Here is a 20297-nt window from a genome sequence, read left to right as displayed (position 1 = left end):
CTTCCTCATCCTTTCATTAAATTATTAATTTTTTGTTTAATCGTTTCTCGAAGTGAGTTGTATAACCCTGAGTTACCAGCAAATAGTTCTCTTAGATATTCCCAATCATTATGTTTTGGATCTCGCCAGAAGTCATAAGTTCGATTGAAAAATTCTTGGCGAACTTCTGATGGTGGAACATCCTTAAGGTAGCTATAAATCAAGGCATTTATATCAGTTAAGAAGCGGTGATTATCTAAGATGAAGTCATCAAATATTGGCTTATTTTCTGGCTCATTGTCTATTTCCGTAGTCTCTTGACTGCTTTGAAAACTAGTGTCAGAAACATTAGCGTTAACATTCTCTTGTGATTCACCGTTTTCTGTCTTTGACTCTGATTCCGGTGTGGCGAAGCTTCCACTTTCTTCATCGGCTTCCGTGTCATCATCGGTATCAGTTGAAATTAGTTGTAAATAAGCATCGTCATAATTAATTCTGATTTTGTCTAAGTCTAAATTACGATGAGGAGCCTTGATCCCAATATCCGCAACGGTTTGTCCATCATTGTATTCATCTTGAAGGAACTTATGGATGAATGGCATCTTAGTAACCCCGTGTGCAAAGATTGGATAAGCCATGATCGAATGATCCTTTTGATCTTGGCGGTAAGTCGTCCGTAACGTTAACATTTCACCACCCATAAAATTGGTTAACTCGGTTGGTGAGAGAATCGGTTGACTAATATAAGAACTGCTTACATTTCCGCTTTGTGAATCACCACGTTTACTACTATTGCTGGTAACATCAACCGTCCGTTTACCAACTAACGTAGAAATAGTTTGTGCTGTTTTACTTGAATTAGTCAGAATATAGAGCCAGTTAGCACAGTTAGCTTTAATTGTGTCTGCTTGACTCTTTGAATAGTGATCTTCAAACTGTTCAAGGTTCTGTACGAAAAGATCAAACAGAATTCCGGCAGATAGCCCAATTGATATTTTAGTTTCCATCTTATTAATCGTTGGAATGTTACCAAACTCGTTTCCAACGATATGAGTTCGGGTAACCAACTTACGGCCATTCTTTTCTGCCATTTTCCATAAAGCATTAAACAGTTGGTCAACAGCGAACGCTGGGATTTGGTTATAAGAAGGATTGTCTGGCGGTGTAATCATGAACAATGCCACCGGAGCTTCTGAATAATCAAATTCAGTTTTAATTAATTCTCCATGAAGCTGATTATCAGTAACCGATAGCGAAACCCGATTAAGTACTGGTTTTTTGGTGTACTCATCAATAACATAATTGTTGCGATCTAGTCCTTTTCGCTTAAAGACTTTTCGCCCAGCAAAGGTTATATAATCACTCATTATTGTTGGCTTATTACGTCGAAAATTAAAGGACACATCAACATTGAAGTTTTCCGGTAATTTATTTCGGACAGCATAATCCAAATGGGATAACTTATCTACCGAACAGTTGTTAGTTTCAATTACTTTCCCTGTTGAATCAGTGATCTTAATAATTACGGTACTAAAGCGATATTCTTTAGAAAATACCAACTTTAATCGCCGAGGAAAGCCTAGCCGTTCAAAGTCCAAAGTATTTAAAGAAGTTAACCGGCCAATCCTGGTTTGTAGATAAATTTTAATTGGCCCAATCGCTGAACTGTAGATATTCCCTTGGGTTTCGTCACCAGAGAATTTACTTTGGGCAAATGAATCAAGTGCCATTTGACGCCAACGACTATAACTTGAAGACTGCATTTGACGTAACTTAGTAAAGTACATAACTAGCATGGGCTTCTTAGCAATTGGCTTGTCATCGTCAACTTCTGGTAAATCGTCATCTTTACCAGGGATAATTTGTCCCTCTTTATTAATCAGAACTTCCTTCCCACCTAAGTCAGTCATCATATGGATAACGTTATCCATTGTGATCTCTTTCCAATTCCGGTTGTTTCGTTCTGCATGGTCAATTAAGGCTAAAACAAGACTACTTAGCAGGTTGATTGAAGACTCTTGCCAAAATTTATCTTTAGCATTGGGATCGGTATAAATTGTCGTAGCTAGCGAGTTAATTGCCTCTTGCGCTTCATCATAATAACCGTCTTTAGCATAATTAATGACTGTTTGAAGTGGGTTATAAGATATTGAGTAGTTAGTATCACTAACGTTTAGCACTGCAATTTCATATCCTCGTTTTTTGAGGTTTAAATAAGTCTTCGCTAATGTTTCTGTCTTGGGGTCAAAAATTGCCATGGAGCACTTCTTAGCTGCTCGAGACAAAATATCAATTAGCGGAGTAACTTCAGTCTCATCCTTACCAGAACGAGTAGTACCAATTCCTAAAGTATTAACGGTAGTTTGATCGATTGCATAAAACCCTTTAGTAAACTTAGTTGTATGTGACAACCAAGGCTTTAAGTAATCACGAACAAAAAGTACTGGATGGTACTTAATAAAGATTGACCATGGTTGGAAGTGAGCAACTGGCACTCCACCATATCCCGGAAATTCAAGATCCCGATCAGCAATCATCGGATATTGACGCAAAATTTCTGGTTCAGACGTTAGCCGGTCATTACCATATTGATTAGCTTGTCGTGGTCGCCAGCGAGCGTGAATCCGTAAAATTGGTCGTGACCAGAAAACTATAAAAGTAATCTCTAAAACTAAGAAAATTACTGGAAATTGCTTAGCAATGGCGAAATTTCCTAAATTGCTTATTGAAGCAGCCTGATCTAATTCATTTCCATAAGTTGCATTAGTTTGACCAAGGAATAAGCCATGTAAACCGTTTTTAGTTACCGGATCTTGGAAGAACGTCCAAACTCCACCAAGTACTCCGGTAAGCCAGCACATGACAATACTAGAAATAATGATTGTTATTAAGTACATAAATACTAAACCGCCTGGAGAACCGAGGAAGTGTGGCTTTTCCTCTTTTCTTTGGCGCTCTTTATCGTAATCATGATGCAATATCATTTTTGAAAGGCTCCTTTTCAATTCATCAGAGCTAGATTAAGACGGTTATCTCGATCGACAATCTTTCGCCAAACAAAAAGCAGTACTTAAAGTACTGCCTAATTGCCTAATTTCTACTTTTTCTCTTTGACGTCTCGACGATGCTTAATTACATGGCCTAAACCAATACCGGCTAATATGCCACTCATGGCTAAACCAATTCCCTTTTCAATTGCTGGTTGAGCCTGATCAGCACTAGTTTGGGGCAAAGTCTGAGCACCTTGTCCATTACTTTGAGCACCGTTAGCACTACCTGCAGAACTTCCTCCACCATTAGCATTGCTTGGGTTACTGGAAGCTGAAGAAGAGCTAGCGCTGGAGTTAGAACTGGAGTTTGCTCCTGAATTAGTACCATTTGAGTTTGAAGCAGCTGCACCATTTCCACTAGTACTACTGTTAGGATCTGGGAGTGCTGTTGTCTTATCGGCACTTTCATTAGCTGATTTAGCCTGATCATTAGTAGACGAAGTAGTATTTGCTTGAGAGCTTTGAGTCGAAGCTGAGTTGGCTGATGAACTACTACCATTAGGATCCATCAATGAAGTAGCATTTGATTGCTTCGTTGAACTAGCTGAATTGCTGGATTTAGCCGAACTAGCGTCTGACTTAGAATCCTGACTATTGGAAGTTGATGAATTACTACTAGAATCCTTGCTGCTAGAGCTAGAGGAACTGTCACTATTAGGATCCATCGAATCCGTTGACGAAGTACTACTGTCATCAGCTGGTTTAGTAGTTGATTTGTTCCCTTTAGTAGTAATTGTAGTTGTGACGACCACTGTTGACCCATCATCACTAGTAGTCGTCTTAGTAGTAATTTGCCTTCCAGCTTTTCCATTTACGGTAACATCATCATTATCCGTAGTATCTTTGGCTACATAAACATTCCAAACGACTTTCCCGTCATTGTCACTATAATGTTTGTCTTTGCCACCTTTTGCGGCTAGATCATAAACAAACTTGTCGGTCCGCTTATAGCCATCTGGCAACTTTAATTTAGTGTCATCGGCAAAGGTTTTCCCGTTACTTGCTAAAGTAAGTTGCTGATGCCCAACTGTCTTACCAGTTTGTTGATCAACAAAATCAACCTCTTGGGTATCCGTAACTTCAAGTGAATCTGATGCTACATCAGCGTGAATAGTTGATGATTGACTATTCATAAAGCCAATTGATGATCCGGTCGCTAACAAAGCTGCCAATAGAAATTGACTAGAAAGCTTACTATAACTAGATTTCATAGGCAATATCCCTTCATTTCGTATAATTTTGAAATTAAGAAAAGTCCTTCTTAATTCACCTTAAAACTACCGCTCCTAACCTATTACCAATCTTTCGCCAAAAAAGCTCAAGGGACGTAAAATCCTTTGAGCTTTTAAGATATTAAGAAGGTATAAGCAGAAAATGATTAATTTGCCTCAGCAACCCGAGTGGCCAAGTAATTATTTCCAGCAGTTTGTAATAAGTTTTGTGCTTGCGTAGCTCGGTAGTGATCATTCATCTTTAAATCATTTCCCATGGCCTTAACCGCTGTATTAGCTGCAGAGGCATCATTATCAATGATTGCTTTATCCAAGTCATAGTATTTCTCATTAGAGTATTTATCTAATTTACTCCGTGAGTTTTCATGTAGTGCGATTAATGCTTTCTTATTAGCTTCACTTTGAGAAATGCTTCGTGGGGTAGCCTTCTTAGCAGCGGCCACTTTAGCATTCATCGTTTTAGTCATCTCAACCATTTGTTGATTATGAACTTGCTGCTGATGATAAAGAGTATATCCACCAGCACCAATAAGTAATAACGAGAAGACTACCAATCCAGTAGTTAAACGACGGAACCCTTTAAGCATTAATTTCATCTGCTGATCACTTACTGACGAGTTAGCTAATTGCTTGGTAGTCTCGCTAGCTTGAGAACTAGGCGTATCATTGCCAAGCATCTTAGCCATCTGCAAAGAAACCAACTTATTCAGTAATTCATTAGCTTCGGTATTAGATTTATTAACCTTGTCGTTAGCTTGCTTGGTAGTTAAGTTATTAACTTGCTGGTGTAAGCCATCAATAGTGTGCTTATTAGCGTGAAGAAGCGCTTCTTGATCTTCATTAATTTTTTGTAGCTTATTTTTCTCAGCAGTAACTGAACCTAATTGGTTTTGGACTTCTTGTAACTTCTGATTAGCCTGTTTCAAGTCATCAAATGGTGTCTCTAACCGGTGCTTTTCGTTTTCAACCCGTTGTTGTGAGATATTAACTTCTTTAGCACTATTGTTCTCTTGAAGTGCCTTGACTTTAAATTTATCCAAGTCATCGTTCATCTTATGGAAAGCCTCCTGTAAAACCTTATCACCATCAGAACGTAATTGGGAAGACAAGGTTCGAGCATTAAGTTCCAGTTGTAAAGAAAGCTTTTGAACTAATTTTTCTTCAGCTTTTTGCAATTCTGAATCGTGTTTAGATAGGCGATCCTTAAAAATCGACTCAGCTTGCTCAGTGTATTTCTGGTTAATTGAACTTTCGCTATCTTGCTTTTTGACTTTAGTCTGATGTTCAATTTCATGCACTTGCGCATGATAAGCTTCTTGGGCTTGATCAAGTTGCTTTTGCTGGTCAATATCAAGTTTTTGATTTGCTTCATCAATCTCAACGTTGGCTTTTTCTTGCATTTCTGCTTGAATATCACTAAAGATTTTATCATCGTCATGCTGGTGTTCAGCATGGAATTTCTTAACTGCTTGATCAACCTTTTTACTAGCTTCCTGACGATCTTTGATAATTGCCTTTTCGTTCTTATCAGAAATTTGCGAAGCAATCTTGCGTAGTTCTACATTAAAGGTCTTCCGCTTTTGATTGACCTGATAATCAACATACCCTTCTGTCCCAGGTTCAACTGGATCAAACACAGCTACACTAAATTGGGGAGCTTCTACATGTCCCTTTGTCTGAGCATTAGCCACCTGATCTTGAGCTTGATCTTCAATGCTCTTTCGAATAGTTCTTCGAGTCAAACTGTGATCAACCTTTGGTGCTTCACTCTGAGCTTGGCTGGCTGGTGCAGCAACCGTAGAAGAGGCACCTAAAGTCCTTACCCCTTCGCTATTAACTGATTCAACTAATGAACTAGCACTTGAATTAGCAGTAACCGGAGCTTCTTTAGGAGTATTATTTACCGTTGTTGCTGCAGCCGCTGATTGAGAATGTGGATCATAGAGTGACTGGGAACTTGGATCATAAATCGGTGTATCTGCCCTAACTGGAGTATCGTCCTTAACCATACTTGGATTAGCTAAAGCCGGAATTGCTAATTTTACGTTACCCGACTCTGTTTCTTCAACGGTTGGAAGCTTAGCAACTTCGCTTTCAGATAAATGAGTTGATTTTAAATAAGCATCTCGAATTTCCTTACAATAATCAATTTTTTCTTCATAAGAGCCATTATTTTCGGGATCGTTAAAGATCTCTTCAAATATCTTAACCGTCATGTTTTGATATTCGCTAGAAATGAAGAACTCATGTCCTTCACCTTCTAAACGGATTTTTTCATGCGGATTACCATCTGGAGAACCAATTTTACCAACTTTTGTCTTTTCATTAGGATCATATTCCCAAATACTAAAGTAAGCGAAAGTAACTGGTTTAGCTGTTTTAGCTGCAATATCACGTAGCTTAATGAAAAAATCTTCAGCACTTTCAAAACTAGCAAATGGTAATGTTTCGTTTATTGCCGGTTTATTATTTTGTTTTTGCTCACCAGATACAGAATCCAAGACATTCTTTACTTCTGCATTATTCTCCGGAGCAAATTCTTTAGCCAGCTCAAAGCGGACTAGATAATGGTCATCAAAGGGCAGGCCTTTACCATGACCAAATAATTTATTGATTAGACCCATACCTTAATATCTCCTTAATATATTTATAATCACTAATAGCATAGGGAAGTATTAAGCCTTAGCAACTTTTGCCACAAAAAAGAGCCTACACTTTGGTAGACTCTTTTCTTGAAATTAAGCTTGGAAAACAGAGGATTAACTACCGAAGCCACCGCTACCCATAACGCCTTTGATGTAACTAATAATAGCAACGGCAATTAGGGCAACGCCAACACCAGCACCTACTTGTAGCCACAGGTGTTTACCCTTTCGCTTACCTTCTTCACCAGAGCTGTAGTAGTAACCACCGACAACAAATAGGACGGCTCCGAAAACTAGAAGAACCATGGTGAGTCGACCACCAAGGCTGTTTAAGCCGGAACTAATGTTGTCAAATGCATCATTTAGGTAAAGTGATGGTAAGACTTGAGTCGTGAACCAAGTTTTCATTACTCTCTAACCTCCTTTATTAATGAGTTCAGAGGTTAGAATAGTAATGATTTAAAAAATACAATCTTTCGCCAAAGAAGTTAGTTTTGCTGATTTGAATTATCAGAATTAAACGGTTGTGATTCCTGTGGCTCTTTATATGGTACCTGTTGAATGATTTTCCGGTACCAAGAATCTAATTCACTCACTGATTTAATATGATAATGTTTAACAATTTTCTCTCCTAGTTCAATAAAAGCTTTGTCTGTTTCCTCCTCTTGTGAGGAACGCAACTTAGCCTTTTCATCCTTTAAAGTTTTCTGGGCTTTTAGGACTGCCGCTGCTTGTTTATTAGTCTTGTTTGAATCTAGTAAAACTTTCTTAGCCATTTAATACACTCTCCTCATCTGGCAATAAACTCCATTTAATTTGTCGACCATTCTTGTTGTGTCGTTGCTGGGGCATCCGTTGGTATTCATTTCGATTATCAATAATGGAAGCCTTAATGCGGTGACGATTATTATTTGGGTCCGACTCCAGCTGTAAGACGTCCATACTAATAATTGATGTAAATTCTTCATTTATTTTTCGTTCAAGTGGACGAGCACCATTCTCAATGTCCGTCCCAACGTCAGCCAAATAGTTAAGAACGTCATTCCCATACTCAAATTTGAATCCCCGGCTAGTTAACCGTTTGTTTAGCACTTGTAAATCATGATTGGCAATTTGCAAGATAATATTCCGAGTTAACATGTTAAAGACAATTTTGTGGTCAATCCGGTTAACAAATTCTGGACGAAAGATGGTCGTTAATTCATCTTGAATCAACTGTCTAAATGCCTTTTGCCGCCGCTCTAGCGTTAAGGTAGAATCTTCATCATCCGTGTTAACTTCTTTAATCGCATCAATTGAAGCTTGGTAGCTTTGACGATCAGCAATTAGTTCCGCAGCTAAATTAGTGGTCATGATAATAATGCAATTACGAAAGTTGGTCGATCGTCCTCGACTATCACGAAGTTCTCCAGCGTCAAGAATTTGTAGTAGACGGTCATGGACTGGAGTACACGACTTTTCAATTTCATCTAACAATAAAATACAATATGGTTGTTTCTTCAGAGTTTGTGTAACCATATGTTGAAAATGTTCAATTGAATCTCGTTCACTAAATTCAGACATATCAAAGCGAACTAAGGAGCGGTAAGAATCAAATAAGTAGTACGAAAGGGCTAAGGCTAAGGCCGTTTTACCAGTTCCGGTTGTTCCTAGGAATAAGAACGAAGCTAATGGCCGATTAGGTGACTGTAAACCTGCTTTAGCAATCGCAATTGCATTAGAGACTTCATTAATCGCCCGGTCTTGTCCTTTAACCAATTTGCGGAGATTACCTGGTAATTTACGTAAACGTTCAGAATCATTACTTAATACTGTTGTTACTGGAATCCCTCGCATTTCTTGAAGAACTAAGGCAATATCTTTTAAATCCACTACTTTTTGCTTTTTAGTCGCTGCAATTGCGCCAGCTTGATCCAATAAGTCAATTGCCTTATCCGGTAAGTAGCGATCTGCAATATAGCGAACTGAGAGATTGACTGCTCCTTTTACGGCTGCATCAGTATAAGTGACATTGTGATAATCTTCATAGTTCTTTTGAATTCCTTTGAGAATGGTAATTGCTGTTTCCGGGGTTGGCTCCTCAACATTAACCTGTTGAAAACGACGTTGCAGCGCTGGATCTCGTTCAATGAATTTGTAATATTCATCGAGTGTCGTTGACCCAATTAGCTGAATTTCACCCCGAGCCATCGCTGGCTTTAAGACATCACCCAAATCTAGCGCACCGTTAGCTTGATCAACTCCCATAATGGTATGAATTTCATCAATAAATAGAATAACTTGGCGGTGACTAGCTTTAACTTCTTCAATAATCTTGAGGAAAATACCAATAGGGTCTTTTCGTCCTAAATTGGCAATTTGTAGCACCCGAATATGCTTACCAGCCAGTTGCGGGCCAACTTTCCCGAGTGCTATATTCCGAGCTAATCCTTCGACAATTGCGGTTTTACCAACCCCAGCGTCACCAATCAAAATTGGGTTATTCTTGGTCTTTCGGGCCAAGTTATACTCCACTTGACGCATTTCTTGATCACGAGCAATTGCCTTAAAGTTATTGGGATTTCTTTTGGCCGCTTCAGTTAAATCATCGGTATATTGTTCCAAGATACTTTTCTTTTTCGTCTTAGAACTAGCTTTTTTTACTAGACGTTGATTATCACTCAATGCTAGGCCTCCTTACTTTATAGTCCACTGCTTAAATCAATAGATAATGGGCCGGCATCTAAGGGACCATTTTGTTGATCAACATCTTGTTCTTGATCATCAGCCAGCGAATTAGTTGAATCAGTAGCATTATTCTCACTATTGTCGGTGTCGCTTGAGGATTGGGTAGTTTGATCAGCTAAAACTGCATCATTATCAGATTCACTACCATCTTCATTTTGATTATCTTCATCATCAAAGAAACTATTAGTAATTGATGAACCAGTCCCTTGGTTAAGGGCTTCTTTTTCTGGATCAACAACTTTTTTTCGTTGATGCAAATTAAAATCATGAGACACCGGTGTTTTAACGTCACTCAGTGGTTCCTCATCACCTTCGTCAGAGCTTACACTGTCAACATTAGGTTGATAGTTATATCCATAAGCAGAAAAATCATCTTCAGGTTCTTGATCATCAGAATTGTTTAGCGAACTAAGAGAAGGTTGTTGTTGCGACGAAACTGATAGATCGCCCATGCGTTGATAAATCTTATTAAGTAATAAAACGATGGTGTCATTATTGCTTGTTGCTGGTGTTAGAGAAATTTCTTCAACCGGTCTAGCTTTTTTGAGATTCAACATTGTTTGGGATAATTCAGGAATAACCATTGTTTCTAACCCTAGCTTCCAGTCACTCCCCGGTTCTGGTTGACTATCATTAACGAAATAATCCATCCATTGCTTAGAAGAGATAATTAAGGTTAAGTCACCAGACTTAGTTGAAAATTTAACTAACAGGTGGCTTTTTTCGTTGTTTTGATTAGGCTTTGCACTCTTAAACTTTGCTTCAATTTCAAACATAATATGCCTCACTTTTTCTTATTACTCTTATCAAAATCGGGAATAAAATTAATATACGTCTTACCACGGAACTTTTTAGGCCCCAGACTACCAGTAATCGACTTACGACCATATTTAAAGGTAATCGACTCACCTTGAGAAAGGGCTTGTAGCTCTGCATTAGTAAAGGTATGCTTACCCCAAATTTTCTTAAAGTGAATTGTTTTCCCTTGATATTCAAAGTCGACATAATCTTTGGGATCCTTTTTCTTAGGAAGCGGAATCGTTTGTTTAATTAGGTCTACATTTTTAACCATTACTGGTAAGTCATGGCTAATTACTTGATCTAAGGTTGCTAAAACAGCTTCAGGCTTCACTTTGAACTCACCGACTGCTTGCATTAATTGAAACAGCTGAACCGTAACTTGCGGTGAAGCAATATAAGTATCTTGAGCAATTAATGCTGCCATTAATCCTTGTTGGGTTAAATTCAGTTTTTCTTTATTAGCCGTCAACAAATAACTATTCTCGTTGGGATCACTAATTGACGAAATCGTAGATTGTTGAGTTGCCGGAGTCCCAATACTGTACTTGTAGCTATTAAGTCGACCATATAACCATTTCTTAGTCGGCCAAGCTGGTTTAGGATTAGCCCCACAGTAAATGAATCCTCGGGCCATCGTACCTGGATCTGGTTTTTTTGCCGGTAAGCTAGTTTGCCCTTGAAGAATTATTCGATAGTTGTAGTTAGCTGGTTGAGTATATGAACAAACAAAGTCTGGATACTTAGTTAAATGCGCCTTAACTTGGTAATACTCATAATTCTCCCCTAAGATAGCTAACGCACAGACAGCTACCTGAGTGTAAATATCGACAGCACAATCTTGTTCTTTCTTTGTCTTAAAGATTTCTCTGATTTCATCTAAAGATCGAGGAACTTTGCTTCCCGGACGGTTAGCCCCGTGCGTTGCCGACTTCTTTACTAACTCTTTTCTAGGAGTTAGGTGAGTTAATAGGTTAGGATCAATACCAACTAGATTAGCGATTTGATTACGATTTTTGACTAATTCGTCAAATTGAGCCGGAGTAACCGTCCTATCGTCTGAACGGGGATATGATAGGAATTTATACTTCTGGTACATAACTTGGTAAACATTCTGGATCATCGAACTAGAGTAGCCCTTATGCGAAAGCGTACCGTCCAACTTAGTTAAATCAGTAAAAGTATGGGGAATCTGGGACTTTAGTTGTTTACTATCTACTGTCACGGGAGTTGGCGATTGATAATTCTTTGATTCTTCAATCGCCCCTTCTTTATCTAAGTGTCGGATCTGTTTGATTGTCTCTTCATCGTTTTTATCAACCTTCCGGGCATAGATAAAGCCTTGATTATCCTTAAATTTAATCTCGTAAAAGGGTCTTTTAACATAGTTCTTAATAGCCAATAATCGCTGATAAATTAAAGAAATAGCAACCGATTTTAAGCGTCCTTCATTAATTACTTTGACGTAATAACCAGCGTTCTGAACTAATAACGTTGCCGCTTCTGTTAATTGCATCGAACCATAGTCCCAACGATTACGAGTATTACCTTTAACAAACCACCCATCTTTATCTTGATTAGAGACATCATGCAAATTCTTCATTGCTTCTTGAATGGCTGCTGGGCTTTCATCAGCGTGGTATTCTCGATATACAGGACCATGCCACCCAATATAATTGATAATCTCCCAAGCTAATAATTCCCCCTCACCAGTCGTCGCATCGGTATCTGTTGCGATCACGATTGCTTCGGCATTATTACTAGCTGCTTTTATTTCTTTTAAGAGACTCAGTACCTGACGATCAGTCTTTTTAGTTTTTTTATTTCTTTTAGGAACCTTTTTCCAGCTAAAATCATGTAGATTCCAAGGAATATTTTCCAAATTCCATTTTTTAAACTTGGCGGCAAGGGAAGGCATTACCTGGTTTTCGGGATCATCTAGCTCCAGTAAGTGTCCTCGAGCATGAACCAATTTATAAGAATGATTATTAAAAAAGCCGGTCTCCCCGCCTAAAGCTTGAACAAATTGGTCAAATTCACTAGTTTTTTCGGTAAGAATTAAATAGTCATACAAAGCAGATCCGTCCCTCTCCTACTAATTTGTTATTTCCAACATACATGAGAGCCGTTAAGCAAGCCAAATTTCGCCTAAAAGCGCAAAAAAGCCGACTCCAAGAGTCGACTTAATTTACCGTTGTTGTACCTTGGGTTGATATAAATTGCCAAAAGAGTCTGGTTGGTTTTCAGACGTTTTTTTCGGCTGCACTGAATGTTGTTCTGGGCGTGAATGTAACTTAGTTTCCTTTTCTTCTGAGAAACGATCTTTATTTTCAGCTACATACTTTTCATAAGACTGACTTTTGAGTTCGTGATCAATTCCTTTTTGGAGCTGCTCATTCCAATCCTTATATTTGGTTGGTGGTTGATCCACAACAAACTTCATTTTTTCAAATGCTGGGATTCTTAATGATTGCATCCAATCATATCGTTCTTTAGCTTTGTTAACTCCTTTAAAACCAGCTTTATCAGTATCAAAACAAATATGTAATTCAGCCGGCACACCAAAGTTTGCGATAAATTTAGGCAAAGTTTCAACCTTTGTTCCCGCCCCATTAATAGATAGAAACCGTTGTTTCCCCGGATATTCACGACCATGCATTTGTGCAAATGATAATGCGTCAATTGGGCTCTCAAAGACATATAAACGCTCAGGCGCATTACCAAAATTACAAGAGAAATGAAAACCTAAATCTTTCTGCGAACCCCAGGCAACTTTCTTCTTGGTGCCCCGCTTACCAAATCTTTGATGGTTAATGTAAGTTCCCTGTTCATCACCACCAACTTCTTTCATCTTATGGTCATACCAAACAAAGAAAGCATTGCCATTCGGTAATTCTCTTACTAAGCCAGTCCGATACATGGCATTAACCAATTTGGGACTAAGTTTGCGCACTTTAGTAAAATATTCCAGTGAACGTTTCGGGTACTTTACTCCCCGATGTTTATAAGGTTGGTAAACCTTCTTAATCGTCTCTACTTTAGGAATAGTCCGTTGATGCTTAGCAAGGGCTGGACCCATTTTCTCAAGCAAACTAAGAGCATCTTTACCTGAATAATTCTCATAATATCTCAAGAAGTGAAATAAATTTCCCCCTACTCCCTGACTGTTCCAGTAGAAAGTCTCATAAGGTTTATTAGGAGTAATTCGGGTATCAACCACCAGTGAGTCATGATCTTTTAAACGTAAATAATTAGCATCTTGAGTATACGGGATTCCCTTTAAATCTAAATAACTTTGAATTGATTGGCGACAAAGGGCATCCATTTCTTTGTCGGAAACAGTTGATGGCATTTTGGTTCACTCCTCATTAAAATTAAAAGGAGTACAAAAAGGCCCCTTTACCAATGAATATAGGTAACTTCACTGGTAAACGAACCTTTTGCCATATAATGACACTTATACAAAAAGAGTTGCGGTATATAAGTTTGTGAATATACGTATACCAGAAATCTGCTCTTTTCAATAGTGCTTCTTTAATATAAGTGACTAAAAAAAAATTGCCAAGCAATACCAGTTGATAATTAAACACTAAATGATACTAATTGATATTAGAAATAGTTAATATTTATTTCTTTTTGTGATATAATAATGTTGAACGAATAATCAAAGGAGTTGATCCAAGATGAGTCTTTTTAGGAGAACACTAGGTAGAATTAGTTTTCAATATCTTTTTCCTAAGTATGTATTTGTCGTATTTTTTATATATGCTTGTACTCAACTAGCTCAAGATCCTGATACTAGTTTTGACACCGGAACACTAATCGTGCTCTGTGTTTGTGGATTATTTTATCCATATGCTTGTTTTGCTTGGGATTATTTAACCAACTATACGCACCTGCCAATGATCTTTGGTGGTGTGTATGTCTTATTTTTTCTGGTTGCTAAGGTGTTCAAATTTCTAATTATCTTTTTCTTTTCTCCCCTAATTACTTTAGGACTGTTTTTCATCTTATGGTTTGATGCATGGGTTAGTACCCCAAAGAAATAATCGGTGAACTTAACCTTGTCCCCCCTGGTAGACAAGGTTAGATAAAAAGACTCATCTTAGTTCAACTCAAAAAGCACTTCATAGTATCTGTTTAGATACTACGGAGTGCTTTTTACGTCATTTTTAAGGTTATTATTGATCTCAAGTTTGTCCCCCCGAGGGGACAAACTTGAGATCCAAAGTACTTTTATTCATTCCTAATTTCTTAAATTATTTCAACCTTGTCTACCAGGGGGGACAAGGTTAAAAAAGATGCCCTACAGAATCAAACTGTAGAGCATCCTTTTATTAATGTTGTTTCAATGGCATCTGTGGGGAGAAATTCCTATTTTGAAGTTGCGCTTGAACTTTAGGTAATGGATTAGGTTCCATTGAAACATATCTTAAACATTGGAGTTGTTCATGGAGAGATAATTGACGTTCTAGCTTTGACCACTCCGGAGAATTAGTGATCCCTGCTTGAGTAAACTCCAATTGTCGATCAGATAACTCGTCTAACTGAACCAACGACATGAGCTAACATCCTTTCAGTAGAAAGATTTGATTAAGCAAAATCTTTCTTGCGCTTCAAGCCAAATGAACCAAGAGCTAACAACAAGCCAACAAATCCAGCAGCTGCAGCTTGGGAACTATCATTACCGGTTTGTGGTAATTCCTGTTGTGGCTCAGCTTTTGGTTGAACTGGTGCCGGAGTTACTGCAGCGATAACCGGTTGCGCAGGAGTTTCAACCTTTGGCTGTGCCGGTTGTGGTGTCTCCGGCTTTAGACTTGGTGTTGGCGTCTTAGGAGTTTCTGGCTTCTTTGGTTCATCAGTATGTGTCTTAACGGTGTTAGATACATACTTCTTACCGTTAATAATATTGGTGTACTTGTTAGTAACATCTCCGGCTTTAACCCGCTTCATGTTGAGGTAAACCGAAGCACCAAAGGCACTCTTATCAATATCAACCTTAGCTAAGAAGTCCTTATCAAATTCAACATCAACTGCCCCGTTTTCCGTATCAATTACTTGGGTGGTGTACTTAGTAACATCAGTCCCCTTCTTTAGAACAGTACCATCAGTTAACGTTACATCAGTATCAAGCAAGACACTGTACTGACCATTGTATTGGTCATGTACTTGGTCGTAATCATCTTGGAAGCCATATTGAGTAATTGGGTTACCTTCATTAGCTGGTAACATTGCTCCGGTTAACTTGTAATCAAAGTTTTGGTTGAGCTTAATATTACTGTTGTTAAGGCTCTTTTGATTATCAACGGAGATAACAACATCCTTCGTTGGGTTAATCTTTGGTACCTTGTTAGAAACAATGTTAGTAGCATAACCATTTCCGAAATCGAATTGGTAAGCAGCATTCTTGTACTCACCATTGAAGGCATCCTTAACGACCATCGGCATCTTGATACTTACGGAATCACCAGTTTGAACATATTGCTTGAAGTAACTTGCTGGATCATCAGCGGAAGCAACGATAAAGGAACCGTTTAACTTAATCCCGGACTTAGCTACCGCAGCTTGAACAGCAGCCGGTGCTTCGCTCAAGGACTTGTAAACCTTGTAAGACATACCCTTAACTGTTTGACCCTTACTGTCTACAGCAATAAACTTGCTGGTATCAACATCCAACGCATCTTCAGGGAAGTCATCAATGATGTAGAAGCCTTTAGCAATGGAATCATCACTTGCTTGAACACCCTTGTAGTCGGAGTAATCAGCGTTGACCTTGAAGACATTAGTGTCACCAGGAAGCATGTTCTTACCATCAATGTTAACACCCTTTTCATTAAGGTCTTCCTTGACTGGCTTTGGTGCATTTGGCGTCTTGTTTTCAACGGTGTTGGAAGTTGTCTTAACTCCGTTAGTGTACAAGTCGTAGGAGTTCTTAATATCAGAACCATCACCTTGTGCAGATACAAAGAGGTCAATAATTGGGGTATCAACTGACTTAGTAAGGTCTTGGTTGTAACGATCAAGCAAGTAACTATCTTCATCGAAGGTTAACTTCTGACCATCTTGAGTTAGATTAATGTGTTCAGTAACATCAACTAACTTGCCATCAGCACCCTTGATGAAAGCCTTGTACCCAAGGTATTGAGCCTTACTATCAAGCGTATCAACAATCGAACGAGAAGTAATCTTCTGTGCCCGGTTAGCTGGTACATCATCAGTAGTTAAACCGTAAGTTAAGGTCGTTCCCTTAGCAACGTTTTGACCATTAACGGAGTTTTGAATCTTTCCGGATTGTTGATTGAGACCAACGTCCTTAGTTGGATCGGGAGTCCAAACAACAACCTTTGTTGGTGGTACAGATTCAGTATCCTTATTGACAGTAGCAGAACCATTGTTAATGAAGACCGTACCAGTCTTAACGCCATTCTTAATATCAAAGGTAACAATCAATTGAACCTTACCCTCAGGGGTTTTAGAAGCATCCTTCCGAGTAGCGATTACATGACCGTTATTGTCAATCTTAATATCGTATTGGCTGGTAGCGTCCTGATCGTTTTCCATAACCTTAACATTAGCCTGGTTTGCGGTTACGTATTGAGCGTAATTACTAAAGTCATCATCAATCGAGAACTTAGTTAATGGCGTAGCTAGATTAGTTGGTGTGTTAACCGTCATGGTAGCAGTAGCTTGAGTACCACTCATGTAGATTTGGTTATCAGTAACCGTATTATCTAGCGTCCAGTGCTTAGTAACATCAGTCTTGTAAACCTTAATTGGCCGTTCAGGAACCGCAACAGTGGTGTTGTTAATGGTACCAGAACCATTGTTCAACAAGGTTGTCCCAGAAGGAGTTGAAAGCTTGATGTTGAAGTTGTTGTGTAAGTAAACTACCCCACCAGGAAGCTTTCCAGGGTTCTTTGCGGTTGCCACAACAGTATTACCTACTCGTTGAATATCCCAATCTGATGAAACATCCTTACCGTTTACAAAGACTTGTGAATCTAAGTAATCAGCATATTGAGCAAACTTGTTAAAGTCTTCAGTTAAAGAGACCTTTTCTAACGGCTTAGCCAAGTCAGTTGGGTTTGGTAATGGCATGAAGACATCCGCATGAACAGTATCTCCATCAACATAAGTCTTACCATCAACCACGAGTGAACCTTCTTGCCAATGCTTGTTAGGGTCTGGCTTATAAGTAGTAACCGTAACGGTCTTCGTGTCAACACTATTATTGTTAAGCAATTCAGATGAGTTATTTTGAAGCTTAGTTCCATTAGCTACATCCTTGTGGAGCTTCCAGGTAATCGCCATTTGAACAATCCCAGCTGGAGCAGTACTTGCATCCTTCCGAGTAGCGGTCACCTTACCGTTCTCATTAGTAACGGTGTACAGATCTTGAGCATCCTTGCCGTTTTCGGTCAGGACAATGGTTGCTACATCAGCTTTATCAGCAAAGTTGCTGTAATCATCAACTAGTTGAACGTGTTCAAGCTTCTTGGTAAGTGTTGATTGATCTGGCAAAGTACCAGTAACCAAAGCACTAATATTATCACCATTAACAACTAACTTGTCATCAACTGAATGGTGATCTTGGCCTTCTACCCAATGCTTATCAGGATTTTGGGTATAGGTCTTGATTGTCCGCTTAGGAGTTTCAATTGTGAGGTTGTTAATAGTACCAGAACCACTGTTAATGAAGGCAGTGTTATTAGCAAGACCCTTATGAGCAGTCCAGGTTACATGAAGTTGAACCATTCCGGCAGGAACACTACCAGGATTCTTAGCGGTAGCCACAACGGTGTTACCAACCCGTTGAATATCCCAATCGTTGTCTTGCTTACCATTGACCGTTACATATGCTGACTTGTAATCAGCCTTATCAGCAAAGTTAGAGAAGTCATCAGCAACTTGTACCTTAGTTAATGGTTTAGCTAAAGTTGAAGCAATTGGGGTAGTCAAGGAAACCAATCCGTTAACGTTGTCTCCAGCAATGAAAGAATGGTCATCAACAATGTGGTTATCTTGACCTTCAACCCAGTGCTTATTATCGGTTGGCCGATAAGTTTGAACCGTTGGAGTATTAGTTGGTACCGTAACCTTGTTCATCGTAGCAGAACCCTCATTGTAGATTGTGGTATCTGATGGAGTGTCCTTAGAGATGACAAAATTAGCAATTAAGGCAATATTCCCTGCTGGTAACTTACCAGGGTTCTTAGCCGTAGCAACTAGCTTAGTTCCTTCAACCTTAACGTCCCAGTTTTGAGTATCATCCTTACCATTAACTAAGACTTGGCTTGAATCATAGCTTAGGTACTTAGCAGATTTTGAGAAGTTATCAGTAATACTAAATTCGGTCAATGGCTTAGCTAATTCATCTGGATCTGGAAGCGGTACATTGATCCAACCGTGAGCAGTATCACCAGAGATGTAGGTCATTGAATCAACAACCTTTTTCCCTTCTTGGAAATGCTTTGAAGGATCTGGCTTGTAGACTGGAACTTGAACAGGTGGAACTTCACCAGTAGAAGTATTAACGGTAATTGAACCTTGGTTCTTCAAGATAGTATCTGTTGCGGTATCAGTGTTGATCGTCCAGGAAGGCGTGAAGGTATAAATACCAGCCGTAAACTTGGAAGGATCTTTAGCGGTTGCCGTTACATGACCATTGCCATTATCAGTAATCGTAAAGTCACTAGTAATATCCTGACCGTCATGAGTAACCTTTGATTGATCAACATTAACTTTGGCATGAGAAGCAAAGTTAGAGTAATCATCATCAAAACTAAGCTTGTTCAAGCCACCTTCATAATCAGAAGCATTCAACAATTTAACCGAAACATCCGCATGTGCAGTATCACCAGCAATGTAGAGTTTGTTATCAGTTTGAATGTTGTTCTCGCTATAATGCTTTTGAACATCCGTTTGCGAGAACAAGTCATGATATTGAGGAGTAACACGTGACTGAGCAAGTGTAGGCGGATTTACTGTCATTACATCGTGATGGTAGCTAACCTCAGTTGTCTTTAAAGTGGGTTTAGTTGGAACGTCTGGTTTTTCTGGTAGCGAAACTAGTATATCTATTGAACCGTTTTTCCAAACAACATCATTTATAGCCCCTTTGCCAACAGAAGCATTATGATTGTTTTTTCTTAGTGCTGTTCTTACCAATCTATATGTATTTGAATTTACCTTTTCGGCACTATAAGGAACGGTGTTATTTAAGCTTAATTTGATGGTATATGCACCAGTATCATTGTTATGAGCATAATATGCCAATATTCCATTTGAAGGGTTATTGGCTCCAATTTGATTGTACAAGCTGTCACCATTAATTCCAGGTAAATCGGGAGTTTGTCTATAATCGTAGCTACCTTCACCTTCTGGAAGCTCCTTATTAGGATTGAAAAAAATCAAAGCGTCCCAAAATCCATTTGCTTTTGCAGTAGCAGGTATATTTGTTAAAGTAATATCCACATTTGTAACTATTACTGTGTTACTAATTTTGTCGTAATGCCAAGTAATATCACTTTTCCAATCAACGGTAGCAAAATTCTTACCTGTATAGATTTCATTATCTTTATAAGCTTTCCAGTTAAATGTTCCACTATCAATTTTATGTTGATCTGTCTCCAATAAATTTAAATCATTGGTATATTTGGTCATAATAGAAGCGTACTGTTTATTCCATTCGGCTAAAGCAGTTTGATACTCCTGGTTGTTCCGAACTTGTGTAATTTTAGTAATTTTGCGTTAAATTGCATAAAATTTCTATTTTATGTCAAACATTTATTAGCAATACGAATAAAATAGTTCGTTAAATTAAAAATATTGAACGTAAAATATTGCTATTTTGCGTGAGTTACACA

Annotated in this window: 11 protein-coding genes; all 11 read right to left on the bottom strand. The window is 38.6% G+C overall.

Annotation, left to right across the window (positions count from 1 at the left end; genetic code table 11):
- Window positions 1–5: 5 nt before the first annotated feature.
- The 11 genes from N4627_RS03210 to N4627_RS03160 all read right to left on the bottom strand — a co-directional run bounded on the left by N4627_RS03210 (window position 6) and on the right by N4627_RS03160 (window position 20064).
- A complete protein-coding gene (locus N4627_RS03210; RefSeq protein WP_260964992.1) occupies window positions 6–2963 on the bottom strand; it encodes a VirD4-like conjugal transfer protein, CD1115 family in 2958 nt (985 codons plus the stop codon).
- Window positions 2964–3076: 113 nt separating this feature from the next.
- Complete coding sequence (locus N4627_RS03205) at window positions 3077–4240, bottom strand: hypothetical protein (protein WP_260964991.1); 1164 nt, start codon at window positions 4238–4240, stop codon at window positions 3077–3079.
- A 167-nt stretch (window positions 4241–4407) separates the two neighbouring features.
- Complete coding sequence (locus tag N4627_RS03200) at window positions 4408–6885, bottom strand: coiled-coil domain-containing protein (RefSeq protein WP_260964990.1); 2478 nt, start codon at window positions 6883–6885, stop codon at window positions 4408–4410.
- A 135-nt stretch (window positions 6886–7020) separates the two neighbouring features.
- Window positions 7021–7314 (bottom strand): hypothetical protein, encoded by a 294-nt coding sequence (locus tag N4627_RS03195; RefSeq protein ID WP_260964989.1) that lies wholly within the window; start codon window positions 7312–7314, stop codon window positions 7021–7023.
- 80 nt (window positions 7315–7394) lie between these two features.
- Window positions 7395–7682 (bottom strand): hypothetical protein, encoded by a 288-nt coding sequence (locus tag N4627_RS03190; RefSeq protein ID WP_260964988.1) that lies wholly within the window; start codon window positions 7680–7682, stop codon window positions 7395–7397.
- On the bottom strand, window positions 7675–9570 hold the full coding sequence (locus N4627_RS03185) for an AAA family ATPase (protein ID WP_260964987.1): 1896 nt from the start codon (window positions 9568–9570) through the stop codon (window positions 7675–7677). The genes N4627_RS03190 and N4627_RS03185 overlap by 8 nt, the downstream gene beginning before the upstream one ends.
- 17 nt (window positions 9571–9587) lie before the next feature.
- Window positions 9588–10409: a hypothetical protein gene (locus tag N4627_RS03180; RefSeq protein ID WP_260964986.1), complete on the bottom strand. Its 822-nt coding sequence runs from the start codon at window positions 10407–10409 to the stop codon at window positions 9588–9590.
- Window positions 10410–10417: 8 nt separating this feature from the next.
- Entirely contained in the window at window positions 10418–12505 is a 2088-nt protein-coding gene (locus N4627_RS03175; protein ID WP_260964985.1) for a DNA topoisomerase, read from the bottom strand.
- Between the two features lie 114 nt (window positions 12506–12619).
- A complete protein-coding gene (locus N4627_RS03170) occupies window positions 12620–13783 on the bottom strand; it encodes a DUF3991 and TOPRIM domain-containing protein (RefSeq protein WP_260964984.1) in 1164 nt (387 codons plus the stop codon).
- 985 nt (window positions 13784–14768) lie between these two features.
- Window positions 14769–14993, bottom strand: a complete 225-nt coding sequence (locus N4627_RS03165; RefSeq protein ID WP_260964983.1) for a hypothetical protein — start codon at window positions 14991–14993, stop codon at window positions 14769–14771.
- Between the two features lie 31 nt (window positions 14994–15024).
- Window positions 15025–20064, bottom strand: coding sequence for an SspB-related isopeptide-forming adhesin (locus N4627_RS03160; RefSeq protein ID WP_260964982.1), 5040 nt, complete (start codon window positions 20062–20064; stop codon window positions 15025–15027).
- Between the last annotated feature and the right edge of the window lie 233 nt (window positions 20065–20297).

Source organism: Limosilactobacillus vaginalis (assembly GCF_025311515.1).
Taxonomy (GTDB): Bacteria; Bacillota; Bacilli; order Lactobacillales; family Lactobacillaceae; genus Limosilactobacillus; species Limosilactobacillus vaginalis.
Note: the sequence above shows the minus strand (reverse complement) of the source record. Positions and strands in the feature narration are given on the sequence as shown.